Below are 25546 nucleotides of genomic sequence, written 5' to 3'. Positions count from 1 at the left end.
CTCTGTCCTTACATGCGAAGTGGATCAGTTGTGGTGCGGGCCAGCGCCTGGCCCTTCCACGGCTCGCCTCGGAACGAGGCGTCGAGGCGACTCAGTCGACGACGTTCAGGCCCATCGACCGGGCGGTACCGGCGATGATCTTGGCCGCCTGCTCGTCGTCGTAGGCGTTGAGGTCGGTCCTCTTGGTCTCGGCGATCTCGCGGATCTGGTCCATCGTGACCTTGCCGACCTTGTTCTTGTGCGGCTCGCCGCTGCCCTTGTCGACACCCGCGGCCTTCAGCAACAGCTTGGCCGCCGGCGGCGTCTTGAGCTTGAAGTCGAACGACCGGTCCTCGAACACGGAGATCTCGACCGGCACGACGTTGCCACGCTGGTTCTCCGTGGCCGCGTTGTACGCCTTGCAGAACTCCATGATGTTGACGCCGTGCTGACCGAGCGCGGGGCCGACCGGGGGCGCCGGGTTCGCGGCACCCGCCTGGATCTGCAGCTTGATGATCGCTGCAAGCTTCTTCTTCTTGGGTGGCATTTCCGTTTCCTAGTTCAGCGTTGCTCTCCCCACGCACCTGCCGTGGCGCGGGGGCCTTCCGGCGTGCTCCCGGCTGCGGGAGCGGCCGTCAGATCTTGGAGACCTGGTTGAACGACAGCTCGACCGGCGTCTCGCGGCCGAAGATCGACACCAGGACCTTCAACTTCTGGCCACCGGCGTCGACCTCGCTGATCGTCGCGGGCAGCGTCGCGAACGGGCCGTCCATGACGGTGACCGATTCGCCGACCTCGAAGTCGACCTGCACCGCGGGGGCGGACGACGACGCCGCGGCCTGCGTGTCCGGCGCGGCGGACTCGCCCTTCGCGGCCTTCGCCGGCGCCTCCTTCTCGACCTGCGGCGCGAGGAACTTCAGCACCTCGTCCAGCGTGATCGGCGACGGCCGCGACGTGGCACCGACGAATCCCGTCACACCGGGCGTGTTGCGCACGGCACCCCAGGACTCGTCCGTGAGCTCCATGCGGACCAGGATGTAGCCGGGCAGGACCTTGCGGTTGACCTGCTTGCGCTGGCCGTTCTTGATCTCGGTGACCTCTTCGGTCGGCACCTCGATCTGGAAGATGTAGTCCTCGACGTCCAGCGTCTGCCGCCGGGTCTCGAGGTTGTTCTTCACGCGGTTCTCGTAACCGGCGTACGAGTGCACGACGTACCACTCGCCGGGCAGCGACTTCAGCTCGGCGCGCAGCTGGGCCACCGGGTCGTCGGACTCGGTCGCGTCGGCGTTCTGGTCGGTGGCGTCGTCGGCCGCCGTCTCACCGTCGTCGGCGCTCTCGGCGTCGGCCCCACCGGCGGACTCGTCAGCACCGGCCGTCTCGGCGGTGCCGGCCTCCGCGTGCTCGTCGACCTCTGCAGTCTCGGCGGCCGGCGCAGGCGTGTCGGCGGCCTCGGCCGGGTCCACGTCGGTGGCCGCGAGCACCTGCTCGTCTGAGCCGTTCTCGGAGGTCACTTTCCGTCCTCTCAGTTGATCGCGTGTGTCGTCACGGGCGCGGCGATCCGCTCCCGCCACCCGCGAGGCCTGGCCAAGGCGCTAGTTGCCGAATACGAAGTCGACTCCCTCGAGGAAGACGAAGTCGAGCAGGTAGACCAGGGCGATCATGAAGGCCACGAACACCAGCACCACGCCGGTGTAGGTGATCATCTGCTTGCGGGTCGGCCAGATGACCTTCCGCAGCTCGCCCCAGACCTCGCGAAGGAACCGCACGATCCGGGCGAAGAGCGAATGCTTCTCGGTCTTCTCTTGTGTCGTGCCGCTCCGCTTCGGCGTGGGCCGGTCCTTGCCGGCGGTGGTGCCCTTACCGGGACCGGTGCCCGCCTTCCCCTTGGGAGCGGACTTGCCCGCCTTGGCGTCACTGCCCGTGCCGGAGGCAGCGGCGCGCCGCTCGCGGCGAGCGGCGGCGGTGTTCGGACGGGGGGCGGAGCTCTTCTGCTCCTTCCCCGGGTCCTTCTCGCCGTCCTCGCTCACGAGCCACTCCTCTGCCTAACCTGACACATCAACGCAGGGGCGACAGGACTCGAACCTGCGACCTGCGGTTTTGGAGACCGCTGCTCTACCAACTGAGCTACACCCCTTCGAACGTTCACGCAGTTCATACCTCCATCCGATCGCGGACAGAAGGGCAGGAGCAACCGTCGAACGTTCCAAGTGCCGTAGTCTACGGCAAGGCCGATCGCGCTCTGCAACCGAGGCCCGTTTCACCGTCGACCACCGCCGCCACATCCGCTTCGGCCCAGGTGACACGGCCCGGCGGATGCGTGGAAAACTGTAGTCATGGCCACACCTGGAACGACATCCGCCCGCCCCCGCTCCCGAGTGTCCGCGCGGATCGCGGGCATCACGCCGTCCGCGACGCTCGCGGTGGACGCGAAGGCGAAGGCCCTCAAGGCGGAGGGCCGCCCGGTGATCGGGTTCGGCGCGGGGCAGCCGGACTTCCCCACGCCCGACTACATCGTCGAGGCCGCGGCGAAGGCCACGCGCGAGCGGGTCAACCACGGCTACACCGCCGCGGGCGGCCTGCCGGAGCTGCGCGAGGCGATCGCGGAGAAGACGCTGCGCGACTCCGACTTCCGCTGCGACCCCTCCCAGGTGCTCGTGACCAACGGCGGCAAGCAGGCCGTGTACTCGGCGTTCGCGACGCTGCTCGACCCGGGCGACGAGGTGCTGTTGCCCGCGCCCTACTGGACGACCTACCCCGAGTCGATCACGCTCGCGGGCGGCGTCCCGGTGCAGGTCACCGCCGACGAGACGACCGGTTACCTCGTGACGGTCGACCAGCTCGAGGCCGCGCGCACCGAGAACACGAAGGTGCTGCTGTTCAACTCGCCGTCCAACCCGACCGGCGCCGTCTACCCGCGCGAGCAGGTCGAGACCATCGGCAAGTGGGCACTCGAGAACGACATCTTCGTGGTCACCGACGAGATCTACGAGCACCTCGTCTACGACGGTGTCACGGCCGCGTCGATGCCGGCAGTCGTGCCGGAGCTCGCCGACCGGACGCTGATCCTCAACGGCGTCGCCAAGACCTACTCGATGACCGGCTGGCGCGTCGGCTGGATCATCGGCCCCGACGACGTCGTCAAGGCCGCCTCCAGCCTGCAGTCCCACATGTGCGGCAACGTCTCCAACGTCGCCCAGCGCGCCGCCGAGGCCGCGGTCGCCGGCCCGCTCGACGCCGTGCACGCCATGCGTGAGGCGTTCGACGCGCGGCGCAAGAAGATCGTGTCGCTGCTGTCGGACATCCCCGGCGTCGAATGCCCGACCCCGGAGGGTGCGTTCTACGCCTACCCGTCCGTGAAGGCGGTGCTCGGCAAGGAGATCCGCGGCGAGCGGCCCGAGGACACGGTCGCGCTGGCCGACCTGATCCTGCGCGAGGCCGAGGTCGCGGTCGTGCCCGGCGAGGCGTTCGGCACCCCGGGTTACTTCCGCTTCTCCTACGCCCTCGCCGAGGACGACCTCATCGAAGGCGTGAACCGCGTGGCGGGCCTCCTCGCCGAGGCGAAATAACCCGCCCCAGGTCGGCAACACGCCGGCCCCGCCGGCGCACACGAACGAAGCCCGGCGCAGCCTCCCGAAACGGCCCCTCGGACACCACTCCGAGGGGCCGTTTCGCGTCTCCTACGTCCACGCCGCCGTGTTGCGGATTCCGGGGCTCGTGTTGCGGATTCCGGAGGCCATGTTGCGGATCCAGGGGCTCGGGGTGCGGACTGCGGGGGCCGTGTTGCGGATTCCGGGGGGGCGTGGTGCGCCCGACCGTCGCGGCAACGGTCGGTCATCGATGCGCCGGCCCACGCGACCGACGTCGGGGTCCACGTGCGGATGCGACTCGACAACGACATTTGTTCTAGTACAGTTAGAACAATGTTGATTCGGATCGATCCGGCGTCCCAGGCGCCGCTGTTCGAGCAGGTCGCCGCTTCGGTGCGGCGAGCCCTGTCCGACGGCGAGCTCGCCCAGGGACAGCAGCTGCCGCCCGCGCGGGAGCTGGCGACGTCGCTCGACATCAACGTGCACACCGTGCTGCGCGCCTACGGCCTGCTGCGCGACGAGGGGCTGATCGAACTGCGCCGCAGGCGCGGCGCGGTCGTCACCGGCGCCGCCGACACGCGGGCACGTCTGAACACCCTGGCCGGAGAGCTCGCCGACGAGGCACGTCGCGTGGGAGTCGATCTGGACGAGCTCACGGAGATCGTGAAGGAGAAGTTCACATGAGGACGACGAGACTCGCACTGGCCGCGGGAGCGGTGCCGCTCGCGGCGCTCGGCGGTGTCTGGGCGTTGCAGGCCGCCTGGTCGGCCCGGCTCCCCGAGGTGGTGGCGATCCACTGGGGTACGGACGGTCCCGACCGGTCGTCGGCACTGTCGACGTTGACCGGCGTGACCCTCGGTATCGGCGCCGCGCTGACCCTGGGGACGCTGGTCGCTGTGCTCGTGTCCCGTGCCCGGGGGTCGGCCGTGCCGCGCAGCGCGGTCGGGTTCACGGCGGGAGTGGCGGCACTGCCCGCGGGAGTTCTCGCAGGTTCGATGTACGCCGCACTGGACACGACGTCGTGGCGCGATGCGGGTTCGGCCTGGTCGGCGGTCGTGTGGGCGCTGGGGCTGAGCGTCGTGGCGGGCGCGGTCGCGGCGCTCGTCGCGGGACCGACCGAACGGCGGGCGCCCGCGGAGCCGCGTGACCTGCCGTCGGCCGGCCTGCGGCCCGGTGAACGGGCGACGTGGATCGGCGGCGGCACCAACTACCCGATGACGTTCGGCGGCCTCGCCGTCGCGGGCGGGTACGCGCTGCTGCAGGTGTCGCTGCCCGGTTTCGACGTCATGCCGCTGGCGCTGGTGGTGCTGGTCGTCGTGCTGGCGATGGCGGCGACCTGCCGGGTGCGGATTCGCGTCGACGCCGACGGCGTGGCGCTGTCGCTCGGGCTGTTCGGCTTCCCGCACCGGACACTGACGTTCGACGAGATCGCGTCCGCCGACACCGAGCAGCTGACGATGTGGAGCGCCGGCGGATACGGCCTGCGCCGGGGTGTCGGCTACACGGCGTTCAAGGTGCGTGCGGGCGAGGCGCTCGCGGTCACGTTGACGTCGGGACACGTCGTCAAGGCCACCGTCGACCACGCCGACCGAGCGGCGGGACTCGTCAACGACCTGGTCGCCGCCCGCGAGAGCGCCTGACGCGGTTACGCCCGCACGACCGCCTGGGCCTTGCCGAGGACGGTCTTGCCGTCGAACTTGGCCGTGATGTCGACGCGGGCGGTGCCGTCGTCGCGGACCTCGCCGACCTTGGCCGTGAATTCGACCAGCGCACCTTCGTCGTCGTCCGGCACGACGACCGGGCGGGTGAATCGCACGCCGTACTCGACGACGCGGCCGGGGTCGCCGAGCCAGTCGGTGACGACGCGTCCGCCGAGCGCCATGGTCAGCATGCCGTGGGCGATGACGTTCGGCAGCCCGACGTCGGTGGCGAAGCGTTCGCTCCAGTGGATGGCGTTGAAGTCCAGCGAGGCGCCCGCGTAGCGAACCAGCTGCTTGCGGGTGACGCGCACGGACAGGCCCGGCAGTTCGTCTCCGACGTTCACGACCGCTCCCCCCTGACGACGAGCTGGGCGTAGGTGGTGCAGACGGGTTCGCCGCCCTCGGTGGCGATGTCGGCGTGGACGCTGAGGAAGTCGTTGCCCGCACGCACGAAGACGTCGTCGATGTGCACCGTCACCTGCAACCGGTCCCCCGCGCACGCAGGCCGGTGGTGCACGAACCTCTGGTCGCCGTGGACCATGCGGTCGTAGTCGAGGCCAAGTTCGGGATCCTCGACGACCGCGTTGATGGCGCGGATGTTGATGATCGTCAGGAAGGTGGGCGGCGCGATCACGTCCGCGTACCCGGCACCCTTGGCGGCCTCGACGTCGAGGTAGAGCGGGTTGTCGTCGCCGATCGCGTCGGCGAACTCGGCGATCTTGGCGCGGCCGACCTCGTAGGTCGTTTCGGGCGGATAGGTGCGCCCGACGAATAACGGATCCAAAGGCACGGCGCAGACTCTACCGGCCTGAAAATCCTTCACCCACTGGACTGAACCGGCAGGCGACCTCCTGTGCGCAACAGTGCCCCCAAGGGCACTTTGGTGGCGTTGAGTGCAACCAAAGTGCCCTTGGGGGCGTGAAAGATTGGCGAGGTGGGCGTCAGTTCAGGGACATGCCGTACGCCGACAGGGCTTCGGTGACCGGCTGGAAGTAGGAGCTGCCGCCGCCCATGCCGGAGGTGATGCCGACGCCGGTGCTGCCGGAGAACAGGCAGCCGCCGGAGTCGCCGGAATCGACCCGCGCGGACGTCTGAACCAGGCCGCGAACGGCGCCTTCGGCGTAGTTGACGGTGACGTTGGTGGCCTGGACGGTGCCGCAGGTCAGCTGCGTCGTGGAACCGCTCTTGCAGATGTCCTGGCCGACGGTGGCGTTGGCCGCCGAGTTGATGGCCTGCGTGCTGCCGTTCCACAGCGTGACGGCGCCGGGGGCGCTGCCGGTGTCGTTGCGGATCAGGCCGTAGTCGTTGCCCGGGAAGCTGGCGTCGACCGAGGGGCCGACGTTCCACTGCGAGACCGCGCCGGTGCAGTGGCCGGCGTCGAGGATGTAGTCCTGCGAACCGTTGTTGACGTTGAAGCCCGCCGAGCAGCGGCTACCGCCACCCGTGATGGCTTCGCCGTTGTAGATGCTCTTCTTCATGCCGCCTGCGACGTGCTCGACGCGCACGGCGTCGCCCAGCTTCCGGGCGGTCGAGGTGAGCTTGCCCGCCGCGCCGTCGGCGGCCTTCTCGCCGATGGTCAGCACGAGCTGGTTCTCGGCGGGGTCGAGGCCGACGGAGGTGTGCGGGACGGCGGCGGCTTCGAGCTTCGCGCGGGCGGCGTCCAGCTGTTCGGTGGTGCGCTCGGCGAGCTCGGCGGTCACGCCCGCGGCTTCGGCCTTGTCGGCGGCCGCCTGCGTGGCGACGGTGACGACCGGGTTGCCCTGGGCGTCGAGGTGTTCGCCGACCAGATCGCCTGCGATGGCGGAGCGGACCTCGTCGAGCGTGTCGACGCTCCGCTGCTGGACTTGCAGCAGCTTCGCGGCGGCCGTCTCGCTCAGCCCGCGCTCACTCGTCAGGGTGGAGATCGCTTCATCGGCGACGACGTCCGAGTAGCCCTCGATACTCGGGACGGATGCGGAGGCGGCTGCACCCGGGGCGAACAACCCCAAGGCCAGCGCACCCGCGGCGGCGGTGATGACGCTCTTGCGCGACAGGTTCATACCGGCAACTCACTTTTCCGCAGGGTTGGGAGGTGTCACGCGACAGTGTGAGTTGGCGAGAAGTCCCCGGGTAGGTCCTTTCGAGGGGATCTTTCTCACTTGCGCCGGTTTTGCTCGGAAAATGACAAACATCCGGAGCCGGGGTGTCTTCACGTGACAAACCGTCACCGGGTCCGGACACAAAAAAAACCGCCCTCGCCGATGTGGCGAGGGCGGTTCGACGGTCGTGAGCCCGGAGGCCGCTGGGGTCAGCGGGTCTCCTTGTGGGCACGGTGTGTGCCGCACTTGGGGCAGAACTTCTTCATCTCAAGACGGTCCGGGTTGTTACGCCGGTTCTTCTTGGTGATGTAGTTGCGGTCCTTGCACTCCTCGCACGCGAGGGTGATCTTCGGGCGAACGTCGGTGGAAGAAGCCACGGTCTTTCCTCTTTCAACGATGAGTGGGCCACCGCCGTGGCCGTGTAGTCCGAGTAGCGGGGGCGGGACTTGAACCCGCGACACCACGATTATGAGCCGTGTGCTCTAACCACCTGAGCTACCCCGCCCTGCCAACCCCAGCCTAGCCCGAACGAGCCGAAAACCCTGGTCACTGTGGCGAGGCCCGCAATCGAACCTGCACCGTGACCCGTCCACGTCACATCCGGGGGTCCGGAGGCAGAGCCACCGGGTGGGGCGTGAGGGCTTCGCCCCCACAATGATCAGCGAGCGATCCAGGCCGACGCAGTCCGTCGGCAGACCACTCCCGATCGCGAGCCCCTTAACGGGTTCGAACCGTTGACCTTCTCCTTACCATGGAGACGCTCTGCCACTGAGCTAAAGGGGCGTGCTCAACGAGCCTCGAATAGAGTACCCGAGGACCACGACCGCGCGAACACGGGGGTGGGGTTCCCCCGAGCCGGCCGCGAAGCCTCAGGTCAGCAGGGTCAGCGTCTCAGGTCAGCAGGGTCAGCACCGTCTCGTCGCGGGTACCCGCGGAACGCGCCGTGCGGGCCATCAGCCACGCCTCGAGCCGGTCCTCGGCCAGTGGCCGCGAGATGAGATACCCCTGGGCGACGTCGCAGCCCATGGCTTCGAGCTGGTCGCGGGACGAATCGTCCTCCACGCCCTCGGCGACGACCGACAGGCCGAGCGAGTGGCCGAGTTCGACGATGGAGCGCACGACCGCGAGGTCACCGAGGTCGGTGCTCATGCCGAACACGAAGCTCTTGTCGATCTTCACCTGGTCGACGGGCAGTCGGCGCAGGTAGGCCAGGGACGAGTAGCCGGTGCCGAAGTCGTCGACGGCGAGTTCGATGCCGAGGTCGTGCAGTTCACCCAGGATCGGCAGGGCGCGCTGCGGATCGGCCATGACGGCCGACTCCGTGATCTCGAAGGTCAGCAGCCGCGCGGGTACGCCGTGACGGGCGAGGGCGTCGGCGACCTGCTCTGCGAAGTCCTCGTCGGCGAGGCTGCGCACGGACAGGTTGACCGCGACCGAGATCTCGAGACCCTCGTCGAGCCAGCGCCGCACCCGGTCGAGAGCCTGGTCGAGTACGAACGACGTGAGCGCACCGACCAGCCCGGTGGCTTCGACGGCGGGCACGAACTCGTCGGGGTTGACGCGGCCGAACTCCGGGTGCACCCAGCGCACGAGGGCTTCGACGCCGACGACGTTCTTGTCCCCCAGCGACACCTTCGGCTGGTAGTGGACGCTGACCTGCCCGTCCTCCAGCGCCTGCCGGAACTGGGTGACCAGCTGGAACCGGCGGAGGAAGATCTGGCCCATGCTCGGGACGTAGCCGCGGACCTCCTCGCCGCCTCGCGTGGCGCGCACGGCGACGTCGGCACGTTGCAGGAGCGCGTCGACGTCGGGCGGGTCGCCGTCGTCGCCGGGCACGTTGGTGCAGGCGTAGCCGACCATGGCGTTGGCCTCGACGCTGAGCTTCTCCACCGGGTACGGGTCGGACGCCTCGGAACGCACCCGCTCGGCGGCGGCGTGCGCCTCCTCGGCGGTGCGGTCGAGCAGGAGCGCCGCGAACGACGCGCCTTCGAGACGGGCGAGCGGCACCTCCGGGCCGAGCACGTCGCGGATCCGCCTGCCCGCGGCGACGACCATGCGGTCGGCCCAGGCATAGCCGAGCGCGTCGCTGACCGTGGAGTACACGTCGAGGTCGACGCGCAGGACGACGGCTCCGACGCGCGGGTTGGCCTGCGAGAGCGCCGCGGGGTCACCGGTGCGCTCGGCGAGCGGTTCGGTGGCGATCTGGCGGAAGCCCGGCCGATTGAGCAAGCCGGTGAGCGGATCGTGGTACGCGTCGTGGCGCAGCGTGGCCAGCAGGCGCCGGTTGTCGAGCGCGGTGGCGAGGTGGCTGGCCATCGTGCCGAGGAGCTGCACGTCGTACTTGCCGAAGCCTCGCCAGCGCGACAGCCGGTCGTGGGCCTCGACGAGACCGAGGAGCTGGTTGCCGCTGCGCAGCGGCACGACGAGGGCCTCCTGCGCGCCGCGCGCGCCGAGGGCGGTCCTGACGGCGACGTTGCCGTCGGTGAGGCGGAAGTGCCGCACGTTGGCGCCGGGCAGTCGCAACAGCGGGTCGTCGGGCCGGAGCTGCTCGTCGGGCAGTGCTCCGCCGACGACCAGGACGTGCATGGGCTCGTCGGGTTCGAGGCGCAGCCGCAGCACGACGCGCCCCGCGGCGAGCTGGTCCTTGATGCGCTCGGCGATGCTGTGCCATTCGTCCAGGTCCAGGCCCGTTTCCAGCTCGCCGGCCTTGCCCGCGGGCTGCGCGGCGACCTGGTGGTCGGAACGCGCGACCATGAGGCTGACGTCGAACAGCGCCTCCATGTCGCGCTGTTCGCGGAGCAGGTCGGAGTAGGCCCAGTACAGCGCGACGAGGCCGATGCTCACGGCGACGACGATCGGCCAGGCGCCGGGTGTGCCCTCGATGACGAGGTAGCCGGTCAGGCCCGCGGAGGCGTTGACGAAGCCGACGACGAGGATGCGCGCGGCGAGCCGCACGACGGTGCCGATCTGCATGCGCCGCCGCAGCACGCGCACCGCGGCCATCGCGAGGATCGTGCTCGCCAGCGGCGCGGCGAGGGTGCCCGCGAGCGCGGCGGGCCAGGGCATGCCGCCCGGTTGGCCGAGCGCGTTCGCCACGCCGCCCGCCACGGCGAACGCGCTGGTCACCTCGATGAGGAACGCGCCCGCGTTGTACAGCACGCGCCCGGTGACGCGGCGCGCCAGCAGGGTCGTCACCCCCGCGACGACGTGCGCGGCCAGCACCACCTCGAACGGCGCGACGAAGAAGCCGATGACCAGCGGGATCTCGGTGAAGGAGATCGTCCACGAGATGCCGCTGCGCACGTCGACGTTGACCCCGAGCTGCTCGGCCGCGAGGAACGACACGGCCAGCAACGGGCCGATCCACCACAGGTGCACCGAGCCCTCGAACGGCCGCCACTGGGCGACGGAGACGGCACCGAGTACGCCGACGGCGAGCACGAACGCGGTGTAGAGGCGGAACCGGAACTCGTCGCCGCGCGTCGCAGTGGTGTTCGCCGACGTCGACGTCTCGGAACGGGGGTTCTCGCCGGTGTCGGGCGGCTCCGCGGCGCCGGGCCCCTCGACAACGCCGGATCGGTCCGTGGAGCCGGGTTCGCCCGCGGCGGGTCCGGCGGACCCGCCTGCCTGCGCGCTCGACCCCGCGGGCGCGCGGCGTGCCTGGCTCATGCCACCTTCCCCTTCCGTCACCGTCACGCGGGTCACTCGTCGGCCGTAGGCCCCGACGGGGACCTGCAACTGCCCGCGAACGAGGCATAAACCTTACCCCGCACGACGGACAAAGCATCTGATTTGACCACCGTCAGGTCAACTCGCCGTGAGCCCGACATGAACGTAAGGCTTCGTTAACCGCATGCGAGTGATGCAGCATCGGAGTCGATCGCGGCCAGTAGCAGTCGGCAGTCACTCATTGGATGTCATGATGTGCACGCGGTGAGATGCGCCATAGCCGGCGGTCGATCACAGCGATGCCGACAGTGAGGTGGGACATGCAGGCGCAGGGTACCCGCGGCGCCCGAACCGGTCGCGACCCGAAGCACGACACCGACGGCAAGTCCGACCGCGGGAGCGCGGACCGCGACGCCGCGGTCCTCGATGCGTACGCCGAACGGATGGCGGCCGAGGACTCCATGCTCCCCGCGTTCACGAACCCGTCCGCGTCGGCCGTGCTGCGCACCCGCGACGGCGTGGCGTTCGCGGGCCGGTCCGCGGTCGCCCCTGGCTCGATGGGCTCGCTGTGGCGCCCGCTGGTCGAGTACCGCCTCGATCTGCGGGTGGCAGGCAGCGACCCGGCCGCCGCGGTCGACGGGCTGCTGTGCCGCTGGGAGGACCAGCTCGCGGAGGCCGTCTCCTACGACGAGGGCTACGGCTGGGACTGCGCCGCCGTGGTCACGCGGCCGAGCAGGGACACGTCCGGGTCGACGGCGTTGCTGCGCCGCGGTTTCGCCGCCACCCGGGTGCTCGCGGTACGGCCCGCCAACCGGCTGGGCTCGGGCCCGCCCGCCGTCCCCGGCGTGCGTATCCGCGAGGCCGCCGAGGGCGATCTGCCCACCCTGACGAGGATGCGCGCCGAGCTGCACGCCTACGACTCACAGTTCGGCGTCGTCACCCCGCGCTCGGACGCACTGGAGCGGCTCACCGAGGACGCCCGCGCCCAGCTCGCGGCCGACACCCCGGTGCCGGGGCTGTGGGTGGCCGAGCTGTACGGCAGGCCGCTCGGCTTCCTCGAGGTGGAACTGCCGCCGCAGGCGAACTGGATCGCCGGCTACGTGGGTGTCGAGCGGGTCGGCTACCTGGCGTCCCTGCACGTCGCCGAGGAGGCGCGCAGCAGCGGCGTCGGGTCCGCCCTCGTCGCGCACGCGCACCAGCTGTTCGATTCGGAGGACGTCGAGGCCGTGCTGTTGCACCACGCGCTGGAGAGCCCGCGGTCGACGCCGTTCTGGTACGCCCACGGTTACCGTCCGCTCTGGACGTCCTGGTACCGGCGCCCCGCCGTGAGCTGACCCGCACACCACCGTGTGCGCCCCCAGGAGCCCGTGTTGCGGTTTCCGGGGCCCGTGTTGCGGTTCCGGGGGCTCGTGTTGCACCCACTCGACACTCCACCGCGCCGCCCGCGATGCACCACAGCCGTGGCGTTGACGAGGTGACGAGGTGACGACGTGCTGCGATCACGACCGCGCGGGCCTACGGTCGACGGGGGATCGTCCCCGCGCAGGTGAACGTGCTGGTGGAGGTGCCGTCGTGACCACGCACTCGGTAACGCCCCCGACCGATGTGACGCCGACGCGGATCTCCGGCAACGAGCCGCCTCCGCGTAAGCGCGGACTGCGCATGCTCGGCCTCGCGCGTACGACGGATCACAAGGTCATCGGCCAGCTGTACATGGCCACGTCGTTGGCGTTCTTCATGATCGGCGGCCTGATGGCGCTGCTCATGCGTGGCGAACTGGCACGGCCGGGGCAGCAGTTCCTGTCACCGGAACAGTACAACCAACTGTTCACGATGCACGGCACGATCATGCTGCTGCTGTACGCGACTCCGGTGGTGTTCGCGTTCGCCAACCTCGTGCTGCCGCTGCAGATCGGCTCGCCCGACGTGGCGTTCCCCCGGCTGAACGCGTTCTCGTACTGGCTGTTCCTGTTCGGCGGGCTGATGGTGCTGAGTTCGCTGGTCAACCCCGCGGGCGCGGCGGACTTCGGCTGGACGGCCTACGCCCCGTTGTCGCGCGCCGAGTTCTCCGTGGGCGTCGGCGGCGACCTGTGGATCATGGGACTGGTCGTGTCCGGCCTGGGCACGATCCTCGGCGCGGTCAACATGATCACGACGATCGTGTGCCTGCGCGCGCCCGGCATGACGATGTGGCGGATGTCCCTGTTCACCTGGAACATCCTGTTCACCAGTGTCCTGGTGCTGGCGGCGTTCCCGATCCTGACCGCGGCGCTGCTCGGCCTGTTCGCCGACCGGATACTCGGCGCGCACGTGTTCGACCCCGAGAACGGCGGCGCGATCCTGTACCAGCACCTCTTCTGGTTCTTCGGCCACCCCGAGGTGTACATCGTGGCCCTGCCGTTCTTCGGCATCGTCACCGAGATCATCCCCGTGTTCAGCAGGAAACCCCTGTTCGGCTACCGGCTGATGGTGCTGGCGACGATCGGCATCACTGCGTTGTCGTTCGCCGTGTGGGCGCACCACATGTTCGCCACCGGCTCGGTGTTGTTGCCGTTCTTCTCGCTGCTCACGTTCGCGATCGCCGTGCCGACGGGCATCAAGTTCTTCAACTGGATCGGCACGATGTGGAAGGGCCGCATCACGTTCGAATCGCCGATGCTGTGGTCCCTGGGCTTCATGGTGACGTTCCTGCTCGGCGGGCTCACCGGGGTGCTGCTCGCCGCGCCTCCGGCCGACTTCCACGTGCACGACAGCTACTTCGTCGTCGCCCACTTCCACTACGTGCTGTTCGGGACGATCGTGTTCGCCACGTTCGCGGGCATCTACTTCTGGTTCCCGAAGTTCACCGGCCGGATGATGGACGAGAAGCTGGCCAAACTGCACTTCTGGCTGACCTTCGTCGGTTTCCACACGACGTTCCTCGTGCAGCACTGGCTGGGCGCGGAGGGCATGCCGCGTCGCTATGTCGACTATCTGCCCGGCGACGGGTTCACCGCGCTCAACACCGTGTCGACCATCGGCGCGTTCGTCCTCGGGGCGTCGATGTTGCCGTTCGTGTGGAACCTGATGCGCAGCTGGCGGTTCGGCGATCCCATCAAGGCCGACGACCCCTGGGGACACGGCAACTCGCTCGAGTGGGCAACCACGTCCCCGCCGCCGCGGCACAACTTCCTCGAGCTGCCGAGGATCCGGTCCGAGCGGCCCGCGTTCGAGCTGCACTATCCGCACATGACCGAGCGGATGCACGCCGAGGGCCACATCACGTTCACCGGAAAGGCCAAGCCTCACGGCGGGCCGCCGCAGCCGGCGTCGAAACAGGCCACCGACGGGTTGACGCCGGATTCGGAGCGCCGGGAGAAACCACCCGAGTGAGGGAGGCCGCGCCGAGCCCTCGTGGCGGCCCGGTGTCGGTGGCGCACGCGTCCGGAGACCGAGCGGCGCCCTCGGCCGCAGTCGGCCGCCGGCGGCACGTGTCAGACTCGGGGTGTGAGTGAACGGTTGCGACGCGACAGGGACTCGGACGGCAGGGCACGTAACGCGCGCCCGCGGGACGGCCTCGGCAGGCCGTTGCCGTACGGCTCGCCGGGTGTGGAACGCGCCCCCGAGGGCGTGGAACGCACCCCGGACGCCACGGTCGCCGAAGCGCAGCAGCTGCTCGACGACGGCAAGCCGTTCCACGCCCACGAGGTGTTCGAGGACGCGTGGAAGTCGGGGCCGGACGCCGAGCGCGGGCTGTGGCGCGGGTTGGCGCAACTGGCCGTCGGGCTGACACATGCGGCGCGCGGCAACTTCACCGGCGCCGCGTCGTTGCTCACCCGCGGCGCGGAGTCCATCGAACCGTTCACCGACGAGGCTCCCCACGGCATCGACGTGGCCGGGTTGTGCGACTGGGCAGTCACGCTCGCGTCCGGCATGCCGACCCGCACCGAACTGCCCGACGCCTCGACGATCGCCCCACGCCTGCGCCCCTGACCCGAGGCCGCCGTGTTGCGGATTCGGGAGTCCGTGTTGCGGATTCCGGTGCCCGTGTTGCAGGTTCGGGGGCTCGTGTTGCGGATTCCGGATCGGCGGTGCGGCCGGCCCGCCGTGCCTCGGTCACGCCACGAGGCGGTGGCGAACCGCGGTGATCTCCGCGTCGTCGACGCCGCCGTCACGCAGCAGGGCTTCGGCGTCGAGGGAGGCGTACACGTCGAGGAACGCCTTCCGCGGCGTCGTGCCGTGCCGGGAGTGCAGGTCGAGGATCTTCGGCTCGTCGTCCGGCCTGCCGAGCCGTGTCCACAACGGACGGAGGCGTTCGCGGCTGAGTTCGTAGTCGTCGGCGATCGCGGTCCCGGGCACGCCGGCGAGGCTCAGCAGGACCAGCACCAGCAGGCCGGTGCGATCGCGTCCGCTCGCGCAGTGCACGAGCACCCCACCCGGCCGGGCACCCGCGACGGCGCGCACGGCGGTGACGACCAGGTCGGGGCGTCTGTCGAGCAGGTCGCGGTAGTACAGCGGCGTGGCGTGAAGTCCCGTTTCGGCGTAGTGGGTCCAGAAGTCGTCGCCCACCGGATCGAGCGGCGCGTGCACGACGTCGATCCCGTCACCGGCGCGGGTACCGCCCCGTTCGTCGTCGTTGCGGAGGTCGACGATGGTCCGCACACCGTGTTCCCGCAGCGACCGCCAACCGGACTCGGTGAACAACCGCGGTTCCTCCGACCGCACGACGGCGCCCCAGCGGACGGCGCGGCCGTCGGCCGTCGGCAGGCCGCCGAGGTCGCGTGCGTTGTAGCTGCCGTCCCACCCCAGATCTCGTTCCATACGCGATGGACGCGTCACGAGCCGTCCACGTTGCGTACCGGCCGATGAGCGGTCACACCACGCACCCCGAAACGACAACACGGTCCCCTGGATCCACAACGCGAGCCCCGGAATCCGCAACACGGTCCCCTAGACCCGCAACACGAGCCCCGGAATCCGCAACACGGTGTGCGGGGCGGGCGTGGGTCAGGCCGCGGGGGCCATGCCGTGCGGGTCGATGACGAACTTGCGGGCCACGCCGCTGTCGAACTCCTGGTATCCCTGCGGCGCCTCGTCGAGCGAGATCGTCGTGGCGTTGACGGCCTTGGCGATGTCGGCCCTGCCGCTGAGGACCATGTTCATCAACTGGCGGTTGTACTTCTTCACCGGACATTGACCGGTCGTCATCGAATGCGACTTGGCCCAACCCAGCCCGATGCGCACGCCGAGCTGGCCGACCTTGGCGTTCTCGTCGGGCGCGCCGGGATCGCCGGTGACGTACAGCCCCGGGATGCCGAGTGAAGCCCCCGCTCTCGCGATGCCCATGACGTCGTTGAGCACGGTCGCCGGTTGTTCGCCCGCATCCTTGCCGTGGCCGCGGGCCTCGAAGCCGACGGCGTCGACGGCGGCGTCGACCTCGGGCTCACCGGTGATCTGCTCGATCATGTCGGCCAACGACGCGTCGGTCCGCAGGTCGACCGTCTCGCAGCCGAAGCTCCGCGCCTGTTCGAGTCGCTCCGGGATCATGTCGCCGACGATCACCGCCGACGCGCCGAGCAGTTGTGCGGCGTGCGCGGCCGCCAGCCCGACGGGGCCCGCGCCCGCGACGTAGGCGGTCGAGCCGGTGGTGACGCCCGCGGTGTAGGCGCCGTGATATCCGGTCGGGAAAATATCGGACAGCATCGTCAGGTCGAGAATCTTTTCGAGCGCCCGGTCGCGGTCCGGGAATGTGAGCAGGTTGAAATCCGCGAACGGCACCATGACGTACTCCGCCTGGCCGCCGATCCAGCCGCCCATGTCGACGTACCCGTAGGCGGCGCCCGGGCGAGCCGGATTCACGTTGAGGCAGATTCCGGTCTTTCCCTCGTTGCACATCCGGCAGCGGCCGCAGGCGATGTTGAACGGGACGGAGCAGATGTCGCCCTCCCGGACGAACAGCACGTCGTCGCCGGCCTCCACGACTTCGCCGGTGATCTCGTGGCCGAGCGTCTGCCCGACCGGAGCCGTGGTGCGGCCTCGCACCATGTGCTGATCGCTTCCGCAGATGTTGGTGGTGACGATCCGCAGAATCGCCGCGTGCGGCGCCTTCTTCTTGATTCCGAGTCCGTCGACGACGTCGCTCGGCAGTTCCAGTTTCGGGTAGTCGACGGATTCCACCGCGACCTCACCCGGACCCTTGTAGACGACAACGCGATTGTCCGGCATGGCGAAACCCCTTTGTCTGCTCGCCGGGAAGGTGCACGTATGCGCATCACTCAACCTAACCGCGTGCCCTGGTGATCACCACTCGGCGGCCGAACGCAGAAACACGCGGCGCCCGACCGCAGGACACGCGCAGTCGAGCAGACGCACCGGTCACGAGAAGCGTTGCTCCAGGTGGCCGATCTCGGGCAGTCCGATGAGGTCGGTGAACTCGCCGAACGACGGCAGCTCGCCGAGCGAGGACGTCGGCGTGCCCTCGGCCTTCAGCGTGGCGAGGAGTGACCGCATGCCGGCGGTCGCCGCGAGCAGCGTGCCGATCGGGAAGATCACCAGCGAGAAGCCGAGTTCACCGATGCGGTCGAGCGACAGCGGCGGTGTACGCCCGCCCTCGGCCCAGTTGAACACCAGCGGCGCGACGCCGCGGAGCTCGCGCGCCACTGTCTCGATGCCCTCCTCGCTGGTGGGAGCCTCGACGAACAGCACGTCGGCGCCCGCCTCGGCGTAGGCACGGGCACGCGCGACGGCGTCGTCCAGTCCGTGCACCGCGGCGGCGTCGGTACGGGCGATGAGCACGAAGTCGGGGTCGCGCCGTGCCTCGACGGCGGCGCGGATCTTGCCGGTCATCTCGTCGACGGGAATGACGGCCTTGCCGGACATGTGCCCGCACTTCTTCGGCATGACCTGGTCTTCGAGGTGCACTCCCGCGACGCCGGCCTGTTCGTGGGCGCGCACGGTGCGCACGACGTTGAGGGCGTTGCCGTAGCCGGTGTCGGCGTCGGCGATCACCGGGACGTCGACGGCGGAGACCATGCGCGTGGCATTGTCGATCATCTCGGCGCCGGAGAGCAGGCCGACGTCGGGCCTGCCGATCAGTGACGCGGTCGTACCGAAACCCGTCATGTACACAATGTCGAATCCGGCCTGTTCGACGAGCCGGGCGGACAGCGCGTCGTAGGCACCCGGCGCCACGACCGGCCCGCCCGTCGACAACAGGTCGCGCAACCGTTTGCGAGGTGGTGTGTCCACGGTGCCGAGCAGTTCTCCCACGACTAGCCTCCCTACTACGGCCCACCGGCCGGACGTTGTCCACGCCCGCCACTACCGGAACGCCTCCGCCGAGGATTGCACACAATCGGCCGACAGCGGCTACGAATCAGTGATCACCACCCGAGGGGACCGCATGACCGAACCGTCGACGTCGACCACCCGCACGGTCGACGCGCTGCGCGAGCTGATCCTCCGCGGCGAGCTGCAACCCGGTGAGCGACTGGCGGAGGTCGACCTCGCGACGCGCCTCGGTGTCAGCCGCACCCCGGTGCGCAGCGCACTGACGCAGCTCGCCAGCGAGGGGCTCGTCGACATCGCCCCGAACCGCGGCGCCCGCGTGGTGACCTGGACGGTGCAGGAGCTCGAAGACGTCTTCGACCTGCGGACGACGTTGGAGCCGCGGGCGGCGGCGCTGGCGGCGGGCAACGCGACGGCAGGCGACACGGCTGAGCTGGCGGACCTGGCCGAGCGCATGGTCGGGGTCGGCTCCCCCGGCCCCCGGCAGGATCTCGACGTGCTGGCGGAGCTCAACCGCCAGTTCCACGACCGGCTGTCGACGTTGGCGGGCAACTCGGCGCTGGCCGGCGCCCTGTCCGGGGCCGTGCACGCGCCGATCGTGCTCCGCAACTTCCACACCTACGACGTCGCATCGCTGCGCCGCAGTCTCGCCCACCACGTGGAGATCGTCGCCGCGATCCGCGCGGGCGATGCGGTGTGGGCTGAGGCCGTCATGACCGCGCACATGCGGAACGCCAGGGCCGTCATGGTCACCGCCGCGCAGGCCGCCGAGCCGGACGCTCCGGACCGGAGCACGGACCGGGCCTGACGGGTCGCGGGCCGGTCAGACGAGGTTCCTGCGCACCGCGCGCCAGGTGAGTCCACCGGACGTGCCGAGGAGCACCGCGGTCACGAGGAACACCCCGCCCGCACCGGCGACGCCGGCGATGGCGCCCGCGCCGAGCGGGACGAGCACCTGGCCGAGCCGGTTGCCGGTCAGGCGCAGTGACAGGGCCGACGCGCGGCTGCGTTCGGTCACCAGGCTCACGACCCAGCTCATCGTCAGCGGCTGACCCACGCCCCAGAGGAAACCGACGACGACGAGGAACGCGCCGATGACGAGCGGATGGGGAAGGACGGGGATGAGGGCCATGGGCAGGGCCGAGCACAGCGTCGCGGCGAGCAGCATCCACCGCCGGTGCACCTTCCGCAGCAGGGCGGGCAGAAACGAGCGGGAGACGATGGCGGCGCCGGTGCGCATCATCAGCAGCACGGTCACGGTCAGTACGCCGAAGCCGTGCTGGTGGCCGAGCACGGGCAGGAACGCGGCGAGCACGTCCATCGACGTCAACACGACGAGGCTGCTGAACATGGCCGCCCGCATGCCGGGGGTGCGCAACATGGTCGGCACCGACTGGGCTTCGCCGTGCTGCCCGGCACGCGCCGCGGCGGTGCCGACCACCGGCATCAGCAGCGTCGAGGGCACGGCCAGCACGGCCAGTCCCGCGAGCGCCAGCAGTCCCGGGGTGGTGGCGACGCCGCCGCCCGAGCCGCTGCCTGCCGAGGTGACGAGCCCTGCGACGGGCAGTCCCGCGGTCTGCCCGATGGACGTGGCCAGTGCCCAGCCCGCGAACCGGCGGTCGAGCTGGTCGGACGTCGACAGCAGCGGGATGAATCCCTGTCCGGCGACGGTCACGAGGATCTGCGCGAACCCCAGCAGCACGTTGCCGATCGCCAGTACGACGAGGTCGCCGCTGACGGCGATCACACCCAGCGCCCCGACGGTCAGCAGCACCCCCGCCCGCAGCATGCCCGCCGGGTGACCGTTGTCGACCGCGCGTCCGACCGGCACCGCCACGATCAGTGGCAGCAGCGAGAACAACGCCGTGATGACGCCGAGCGCCACGGCGTGCCCGCCCAGCTCGAGGACCCGATAGGAGACGAGCATGCGGGCCGCGTTGTAGGCGGCCTGGGTCAGCAGCGTGCCCGCCCACAGGTGCGGATACCAACGCGTCATGCGGTCAGGCTGTCACCGGTTTCGCCAGGCCGTGCAAGGACACGACGCATACCGTGCGGACGTGATCCGGATCGCGTGCACCGGTCCGTCCCGCCCGGGCCTGCCGGAACGTCACCCGGTCCGCGGCACGAGCGCGGCGAGCGCCGACCCGTTCTCGAGATGTGCCGCATGACCTGCCCCGGGGACCAGCTGCCGCCGGGTGCCGAGGAAGCGACACAACGCACGAACCGAATCATGCCGCGCCTCCGGGGAACGTTCACCCACGGTGAGCAGCACGTCGGCGGCGCGTTCGCCGAGCGGAGCCGGTTCGAAGGCCCCGAACATGGCGAACTCCGCCGCAACGGTCTCGGCGGTCGCCGACGTCCTCGAGACGTCCCACGCGGGCCCGTACAGCGCGGCACCGAACCCGGCGACGCCTCCGGCCTCCAGGCCCGCCGCGACATGGGACAGCAGGCCCGGCATGAGGGACCCGGCCGCAGGCTCGTGCAGCACCGCACCGGTGACCGGCACGCCGCGAGCGACGAGTTCGAGCCCGAGCGTCGCTCCCCCGCTGACCCCTACGACGAACGCCCCTGCGCACAACGGAGCCAGGAACTCGACCTCCGTGTCGAGGTCACCGGACTGCGGCCGTTCGGGACAACTCACCTCGGCCGAGCCGTGCAGCGCGGTCGTCGTCGACTCCCACACGTCCGGGGCGGTGGCCGCGCCGTGGACGAGCACCACGCGTCTCATGTCGACGCGGACGCCGGGACCGGGGCTACGTCGAGGCCGGCGAGTAAGTCCTCGGAGGTGGCCACGGCCCCGAAGATCCCGCCCTGCATCGTCACCATGCTGAGAGCCGCCTCGTGGTGCTTGCGTTCGGTCGCGCCGGTGCAGTCCGAGAGCACGAGACACTCGTAGCCGCGGTCGTTGGCCTCGCGCATCGTCGTGTGTACGCACACGTCGGTGGTGATGCCGGTGAGGACGAGGTGGGTGATCCCGTTCGAGCGCAACAACAGATCCAGGTCGGTGGCGTAGAAGGCACCTTTGCCCGGCTTGTCGATCACCGCTTCTCCGGGCAGCGGGGCGACCTCGGGCACGATCTCCCAGCCCGGTTCACCGCGCACGAGGATGCGGCCACACGGGCCATGGCTACCGATTTCCGCCCCGACCTGGGCCGACCGCCACCGCTTGTTCTCCGGCAGATCGGACAGGTCCGGCCGATGCCCTTCACGGGTGTGGAAGACGGCGAGTCCGCGCTCACGTGCCGCGGCGAGCACCCGCGCGGTGGGATCCAGACCGGCACGGGTCAGCGACAGGTCGTAGCCCATCCGGTCGACATATCCACCCTTCCCGCAGAAATCGGTCTGCCAATCGATCAGCAGCAGGGCGGTCCGGTCGGGGTCGATGGGGCCGTCGAACGGCCACACGTACGGCTTGGCATCCACAGTGGACAGCTGGCTCATACGGAAATCTCCTTGTCGGGTTTCGGTGCGGAGGAATCGTCGACGCCGGCAACGGCACGACGGGGTCGGCGTTCCGCGGCGGACGCGACCGCTGCCACGAGCGAGGCGACGAGGAAACCGACGACGGCGTCGGACAACCACGGAGCGAACGCGTAGGTCGCGAGTCCGGCCGCGGCACCCGCGGCCCACCCGGCGAACGGCGGCCAGCGGACCTGCGTCGCCGCCCCACGAGAGCCGAGGCCGAAGCGAGGCAGCACGAGCTGGTCGAGGATCACGACGGCACCGATCGGCGGCACGATCACCCCGAGCAGGTTGAGCCACTGCTCGAAGTACGCCCAGATACCGGCGACGGCGAGAACCGTACCGATCGTGCCGAGAATCAGTGTCAGCCTGCGCATCCGGCCCCTCGTCAGCTGACTCCAGCCGACGGCGCCGTTGTACAGGCAGTGCGCGCAGACCGAGCCGAGGTTGACGAACACGAACAGCACGGCGAGCGGCACGAGCAGCCCGCCGTGCTCGACGAGCAGGCCGAAGAAGTCGCCGCCGTCCGTGCTCGGGTCGGTGGCGCCGCCGAGTGCCACCACGAGCCCGCCGATCACCAGGGCGATGACCTGGCTGATCGGGAAAGCGGATGCCGCGGCCAGGAACGCTTCCCTGCCGTTGCGCGACCACCGGGTGAAATCCGCCGTCATGGTCCCGGAGTCGATGAACGAGGCGATCACCAGGGTGACGGACGCTCCGAAGCTCAGCGCGCCGCCGGTTCCCTCGTATGCCGTCACGGGTGCCGTGGCCTCGGCAGCTGCGAGCACGACGGCGACGACGCCGAGCACGATGTAGAACGGCGCGGCGACCATGCCGACGACCGACAGCGCGCGGATCCCCAGCAGCGTCACACCGACGAACAGCAGCCCTGCGGCCAAGGTGGTCAGTCGTTCGTGCCAGCCGAGACTTCCGTGCAGGATGGAACCGGCCATACCGGTCTGGAAGGCGAACCAGCCGATGACGATCGTCGCGAGGAACGCCGACGGGATCACCGCCGCCCTGCGCCCGAAGGTCTCGCGGGCTGTCAACGCGAAGTTCTTGCCGGTTCGCCCGGCGAGCACACTGAGCGCCCCGACGTAGCCCATCAGACACAGACTGCCGGTGCCGATGGCGGCCATGCCGACCCAGAACCCGAGCGAGTGGACGATGAGGCCGCCGAAGATGGCGCACGTCAGCACCATCGGGAAGCCGAACCACACTGCGGACACCGACCACAGGCCGCGCCGACGTTCGGGTGGAACAGCCGTGTCCTCGAACTCCTCGATCCCGGTCGACTTCCCGTCCGTCGCCGATCCTGTGGCCGTCCCGGATGCCGTGGCGGTCATACGTCACCTCCCGCGGGCGAAGGCAGTTCGAAGACAACCGTGATGCTGCCGCCACCCGGCCTGCCCTGGTGTTCGGCACCTCCGGAGACATAGACGGCTCCGTCGCCCTTCAGCGCCGACAACAACCCGCCGACCGCGGCGCGCGCGTGCCGTGTGGAGTTGACGTCGGAGTCGGTGAGCATCGTGTGGCGCAGCCCCCGGACGGCACCTGCGGGGTCGGCCTCGGCCTTGGCGAAGATCTGCCGCACCGTCCCGCCCCGTCGGTCCACTTCGTCCAACAGGGCGCGCACCGCGGCGACGTCGATGGCATCGGACATCTCGCCGTGCAGAGCACGCAGTGGGTTCGCCGCAGCCTCGCTCTCGGCGACGACGAGCACGTGACAGTCCTCCAGCTCGGCTCCGGCACTCGCCGAGGCCCGCGCCGACGACACGTCGCCTCGACCCGCCAACGCCTCGAGCGCCGACGCTCGCTCACATTCGCCCAGCGCCACGGCGATACCGAGCGCACTGGCCGCACGCGAGCGCCCCATCGACTCGTAGGTGTCGTCGGCCGCGGGTTGGACATCCGCGGCCCGGAGCGCCGCGATCTTGTCGGAGGTCAGCAAGGGACATTTGACGAGTACGAAGTGGATGTCGTCGCTCGACACGCCTAGCTCCGAGACCAGTGTGGACACTGTGTCGGTGACGGCGTCGACCTGTTCGGCCCTGCCCACCTCACCGGGCTCGAGCGGCCGGGTGCGACCTGCCGCCGCGACGAGACCGCGGTCGAATCCGTCGTGGCGTGTCTCGTCGCGCACGAGCAGGTTCACGTGTGGACTCAGCACGCCCTCGGTGCCGCCGGAGAACACGGTGACGGCCGAGTCCGGCAGCTGGTGCTCCCACGCGGCAGCGGCAAGCGTCCTGCTGAAGTCGTTCACACATCCGTTGCCCTCGGTCTTGCCGATCACCGAGAGCACGTCGCCGGTTCCGTACCCGGTACCGGCGAGCGCGTCCAGCGCGCCGGTGTCGTCCGGCCCGCTCGTGGGCACGGTGATCAGGGTGACGGCGCTCATGCCGCGGTGTCCTTTCGTCGGGCCCCTCGGGGCACCAGGTGGTTGAACAGGAGGTTGAGCGTGAACGCGACGATGACGGTGCTGGTGATGGCGCCGCCAAAGATGATCTTGGCGGCCGACGGCAAGCCGTCGTAGACGTCGGGTGCAACGATCGGGATCATTCCGATACCCATCGCGACCGACACGATCAGCAGGTTGTCGTTGCCCGAGAAGTCGACCTTCGACAGCGTGGAGATACCGACCCCGGCCACGGTCGCGAACATGACGAGGCTGACCGCACCGATCACCGGGCCGGGCAGGCTCGCGACCACCTCTCCCATCTTCGGTACCAGTCCGAGGGCGATGAGGATGCCGCCCGCGACCGCCACCACACGCCTGCTGGTGACGCCGGTCATGCGCACGAGGCTGACGTTCTGAGCGAAGACGGTGTCCGGGAAGGACGTCATGAAGCCGGCGAGAACCGAGGACACCCCGTCCGCGGCCAGGCCGCGCGAGAGCATCTTCGGATCCGCCTTGCCACCGGTGGTCTCGGCCACCGACAGGAGATATGCGGTCGACTCGGTGTAGATCACGAGCATGACCAGGCACATCGAGATGATGCCGGGCAGAGGGAAGCTCGGCGTGCCGAACATGAACACGGAGGGGAGACCGAGCCAGTCGGCCGCGCCGACGGCGCCGAAGTCCGTCATGGACATGATCGCCGCGGCGGCCGTGCCGAGCACGAGCGCGATCAGTACCGCGGACTGCGCCACCATTCCACGTCCGTACCGCATGAGTGCGACGATCGTGAGCACGACCCCGCCGGCCAGCGCGAGCGGCGCCCCTCCCGCCTGGTCACCGTCGAAGATCATGTCGACGGCCTTGCCGATCAGCGACAGCCCGATCATGGTGACTGCCGCTCCGCGCACGATCGGCGGGAAGAACCGAAGCAGCCGGGAGAACGGCACAGCGACGAGCACGCCGAAGACGCCTGCAGCGATCATCGACCCGTAGACCGCGGACAGTCCGTATTCCTGTCCGATGAGGACCATGGGCGTGACGGCCGTGAACGAGGCACCCGCGACGACGGGCATACGGGCCCCGAGGAACCGGCTGAGCCCGACGGCTTGGATGACGGTCACGATCCCCGCCACGAGCAGGTCGGCGTTGACGAGGGTCGCGATCGTCGACTGCTGGAGTCCCAACGATTCGCCGAACACGAGCGGCACCGCGACACAACCGGTGTACATCACCAGGACGTGTTGCAGCCCGAAGAGGACGATGCGCCAGGCCGACAGGCGCGGCGCGGCCGGCCCCGGCGGGGACTCGGCAGGGGGCGTTTCGGTCGACATGCCATTTTTGTATACGACCAGTGTTTCAGCGACGTTATGGTTGGTTCATTCGAGGTTACGAACCGGGGCAACGCCG

General features: G+C 69.8%; 24 protein-coding genes and 3 tRNA genes. 7 read left to right on the top strand and 20 right to left on the bottom strand.

Annotation, left to right across the window (positions count from 1 at the left end; all coding sequences use genetic code 11):
- Positions 1-91 precede the first annotated feature (91 nt).
- From rplK to LY13_RS08770, 4 genes are all read right to left on the bottom strand, one after another.
- Entirely contained in the window at positions 92-526 is a 435-nt protein-coding gene (rplK, locus tag LY13_RS08785; RefSeq protein WP_253827801.1) for a 50S ribosomal protein L11, read from the bottom strand.
- Between the two features lie 88 nt (positions 527-614).
- A complete protein-coding gene (nusG, locus tag LY13_RS08780; RefSeq protein WP_253827800.1) occupies positions 615-1490 on the bottom strand; it encodes a transcription termination/antitermination protein NusG in 876 nt (291 codons plus the stop codon).
- Between the two features lie 81 nt (positions 1491-1571).
- Positions 1572-2006, bottom strand: a complete 435-nt coding sequence (gene secE, locus LY13_RS08775) for a preprotein translocase subunit SecE (protein ID WP_253827799.1) — start codon at positions 2004-2006, stop codon at positions 1572-1574.
- Between the two features lie 34 nt (positions 2007-2040).
- A tRNA-Trp gene (locus tag LY13_RS08770) sits at positions 2041-2113 on the bottom strand.
- 199 nt (positions 2114-2312) lie between these two features.
- On the opposite strand from LY13_RS08770, the gene LY13_RS08765 reads away from it, so the two are divergent.
- The 3 genes from LY13_RS08765 to LY13_RS08755 all read left to right on the top strand — a co-directional run bounded on the left by LY13_RS08765 (position 2313) and on the right by LY13_RS08755 (position 5206).
- On the top strand, positions 2313-3545 hold the full coding sequence (locus LY13_RS08765) for a pyridoxal phosphate-dependent aminotransferase (RefSeq protein WP_253827798.1): 1233 nt from the start codon (positions 2313-2315) through the stop codon (positions 3543-3545).
- Positions 3546-3899: 354 nt separating this feature from the next.
- Complete coding sequence (locus tag LY13_RS08760; RefSeq protein WP_253827797.1) at positions 3900-4250, top strand: GntR family transcriptional regulator; 351 nt, start codon at positions 3900-3902, stop codon at positions 4248-4250.
- Positions 4247-5206 carry a DUF1648 domain-containing protein gene (locus tag LY13_RS08755; protein ID WP_253827796.1) on the top strand — a complete coding sequence of 320 codons (960 nt, stop codon included), beginning with the start codon at positions 4247-4249 and terminating at the stop codon, positions 5204-5206. The genes LY13_RS08760 and LY13_RS08755 overlap by 4 nt, the downstream gene beginning before the upstream one ends.
- Before the next feature lie 5 nt (positions 5207-5211).
- Here LY13_RS08755 and LY13_RS08750 read toward each other — a convergent pair whose 3' ends face one another.
- From LY13_RS08750 to LY13_RS08720, 7 genes are all read right to left on the bottom strand, one after another.
- Positions 5212-5610, bottom strand: a complete 399-nt coding sequence (locus tag LY13_RS08750; RefSeq protein ID WP_253827795.1) for a MaoC family dehydratase — start codon at positions 5608-5610, stop codon at positions 5212-5214.
- Entirely contained in the window at positions 5607-6056 is a 450-nt protein-coding gene (locus tag LY13_RS08745; protein ID WP_253827794.1) for an FAS1-like dehydratase domain-containing protein, read from the bottom strand. Before LY13_RS08745 ends, LY13_RS08750 begins: the two co-directional genes overlap by 4 nt.
- A gap of 151 nt (positions 6057-6207) precedes the next feature.
- Positions 6208-7305 (bottom strand): S1 family peptidase, encoded by a 1098-nt coding sequence (locus LY13_RS08740; protein ID WP_253827793.1) that lies wholly within the window; start codon positions 7303-7305, stop codon positions 6208-6210.
- A 248-nt stretch (positions 7306-7553) separates the two neighbouring features.
- Entirely contained in the window at positions 7554-7721 is a 168-nt protein-coding gene (rpmG, locus tag LY13_RS08735; protein WP_075848953.1) for a 50S ribosomal protein L33, read from the bottom strand.
- Positions 7722-7775: 54 nt separating this feature from the next.
- Positions 7776-7849: transfer RNA gene (locus LY13_RS08730), tRNA-Met, on the bottom strand.
- Positions 7850-8055: 206 nt separating this feature from the next.
- Positions 8056-8127 (bottom strand) — tRNA-Thr (locus LY13_RS08725).
- Positions 8128-8235: 108 nt separating this feature from the next.
- Positions 8236-11013 carry a putative bifunctional diguanylate cyclase/phosphodiesterase gene (locus tag LY13_RS08720; RefSeq protein ID WP_253827792.1) on the bottom strand — a complete coding sequence of 926 codons (2778 nt, stop codon included), beginning with the start codon at positions 11011-11013 and terminating at the stop codon, positions 8236-8238.
- A 320-nt stretch (positions 11014-11333) separates the two neighbouring features.
- Between LY13_RS08720 and LY13_RS08715 the strand changes: the two genes are divergently transcribed.
- The 3 genes from LY13_RS08715 (at position 11334) to LY13_RS08705 (ending at position 14985) form a co-directional block, all read left to right on the top strand.
- Positions 11334-12347 carry a GNAT family N-acetyltransferase gene (locus LY13_RS08715; RefSeq protein WP_253827791.1) on the top strand — a complete coding sequence of 338 codons (1014 nt, stop codon included), beginning with the start codon at positions 11334-11336 and terminating at the stop codon, positions 12345-12347.
- Positions 12348-12633: 286 nt separating this feature from the next.
- Positions 12634-14385 carry an aa3-type cytochrome oxidase subunit I gene (gene ctaD / locus LY13_RS08710; protein WP_443678904.1) on the top strand — a complete coding sequence of 584 codons (1752 nt, stop codon included), beginning with the start codon at positions 12634-12636 and terminating at the stop codon, positions 14383-14385.
- 114 nt (positions 14386-14499) lie between these two features.
- Entirely contained in the window at positions 14500-14985 is a 486-nt protein-coding gene (locus LY13_RS08705) for a DUF309 domain-containing protein (RefSeq protein ID WP_253827790.1), read from the top strand.
- Positions 14986-15108: 123 nt separating this feature from the next.
- On the opposite strand, the gene LY13_RS08700 is transcribed toward LY13_RS08705, so the two are convergent.
- The 3 genes from LY13_RS08700 to LY13_RS08690 all read right to left on the bottom strand — a co-directional run bounded on the left by LY13_RS08700 (position 15109) and on the right by LY13_RS08690 (position 18261).
- A complete protein-coding gene (locus tag LY13_RS08700; RefSeq protein WP_253827789.1) occupies positions 15109-15831 on the bottom strand; it encodes a tyrosine-protein phosphatase in 723 nt (240 codons plus the stop codon).
- Between the two features lie 168 nt (positions 15832-15999).
- Entirely contained in the window at positions 16000-17217 is a 1218-nt protein-coding gene (gene fdhA, locus LY13_RS08695) for a formaldehyde dehydrogenase, glutathione-independent (RefSeq protein ID WP_253827788.1), read from the bottom strand.
- A gap of 150 nt (positions 17218-17367) precedes the next feature.
- The gene (locus LY13_RS08690; RefSeq protein ID WP_253827787.1) at positions 17368-18261 is read right to left on the bottom strand and encodes an isocitrate lyase/PEP mutase family protein; all 894 of its coding nucleotides are present in this window, start codon (positions 18259-18261) and stop codon (positions 17368-17370) included.
- Positions 18262-18394: 133 nt separating this feature from the next.
- On the opposite strand from LY13_RS08690, the gene LY13_RS08685 reads away from it, so the two are divergent.
- Positions 18395-19087 carry a GntR family transcriptional regulator gene (locus tag LY13_RS08685; protein ID WP_253827786.1) on the top strand — a complete coding sequence of 231 codons (693 nt, stop codon included), beginning with the start codon at positions 18395-18397 and terminating at the stop codon, positions 19085-19087.
- Between the two features lie 15 nt (positions 19088-19102).
- On the opposite strand, the gene LY13_RS08680 is transcribed toward LY13_RS08685, so the two are convergent.
- The 6 genes from LY13_RS08680 to LY13_RS08655 form a co-directional block, all read right to left on the bottom strand.
- Entirely contained in the window at positions 19103-20275 is a 1173-nt protein-coding gene (locus LY13_RS08680) for an MFS transporter (RefSeq protein ID WP_253827785.1), read from the bottom strand.
- Positions 20276-20386: 111 nt separating this feature from the next.
- Positions 20387-21007, bottom strand: coding sequence for an alpha/beta fold hydrolase (locus tag LY13_RS08675; RefSeq protein ID WP_253827784.1), 621 nt, complete (start codon positions 21005-21007; stop codon positions 20387-20389).
- Positions 21004-21720, bottom strand: coding sequence for a biuret amidohydrolase (biuH, locus tag LY13_RS08670; protein WP_253827783.1), 717 nt, complete (start codon positions 21718-21720; stop codon positions 21004-21006). Before biuH ends, LY13_RS08675 begins: the two co-directional genes overlap by 4 nt.
- Positions 21717-23087: a cytosine permease gene (locus LY13_RS08665; RefSeq protein ID WP_253827782.1), complete on the bottom strand. Its 1371-nt coding sequence runs from the start codon at positions 23085-23087 to the stop codon at positions 21717-21719. Before LY13_RS08665 ends, biuH begins: the two co-directional genes overlap by 4 nt.
- A complete protein-coding gene (gene atzD, locus LY13_RS08660; protein ID WP_253827781.1) occupies positions 23084-24139 on the bottom strand; it encodes a cyanuric acid amidohydrolase in 1056 nt (351 codons plus the stop codon). The genes LY13_RS08665 and atzD overlap by 4 nt, the downstream gene beginning before the upstream one ends.
- Positions 24136-25470 carry a nucleobase:cation symporter-2 family protein gene (locus tag LY13_RS08655; RefSeq protein ID WP_253827780.1) on the bottom strand — a complete coding sequence of 445 codons (1335 nt, stop codon included), beginning with the start codon at positions 25468-25470 and terminating at the stop codon, positions 24136-24138. The genes atzD and LY13_RS08655 overlap by 4 nt, the downstream gene beginning before the upstream one ends.
- Positions 25471-25546: the final 76 nt, after the last annotated feature.

It is taken from the genome of Prauserella aidingensis, from assembly GCF_024171865.1.
Taxonomy (GTDB): Bacteria; Actinomycetota; Actinomycetes; order Mycobacteriales; family Pseudonocardiaceae; genus Prauserella; species Prauserella aidingensis.
The sequence above is the reverse complement of the archived record's forward strand: the minus strand, read 5'-3'. Positions and strand labels throughout refer to the sequence as shown.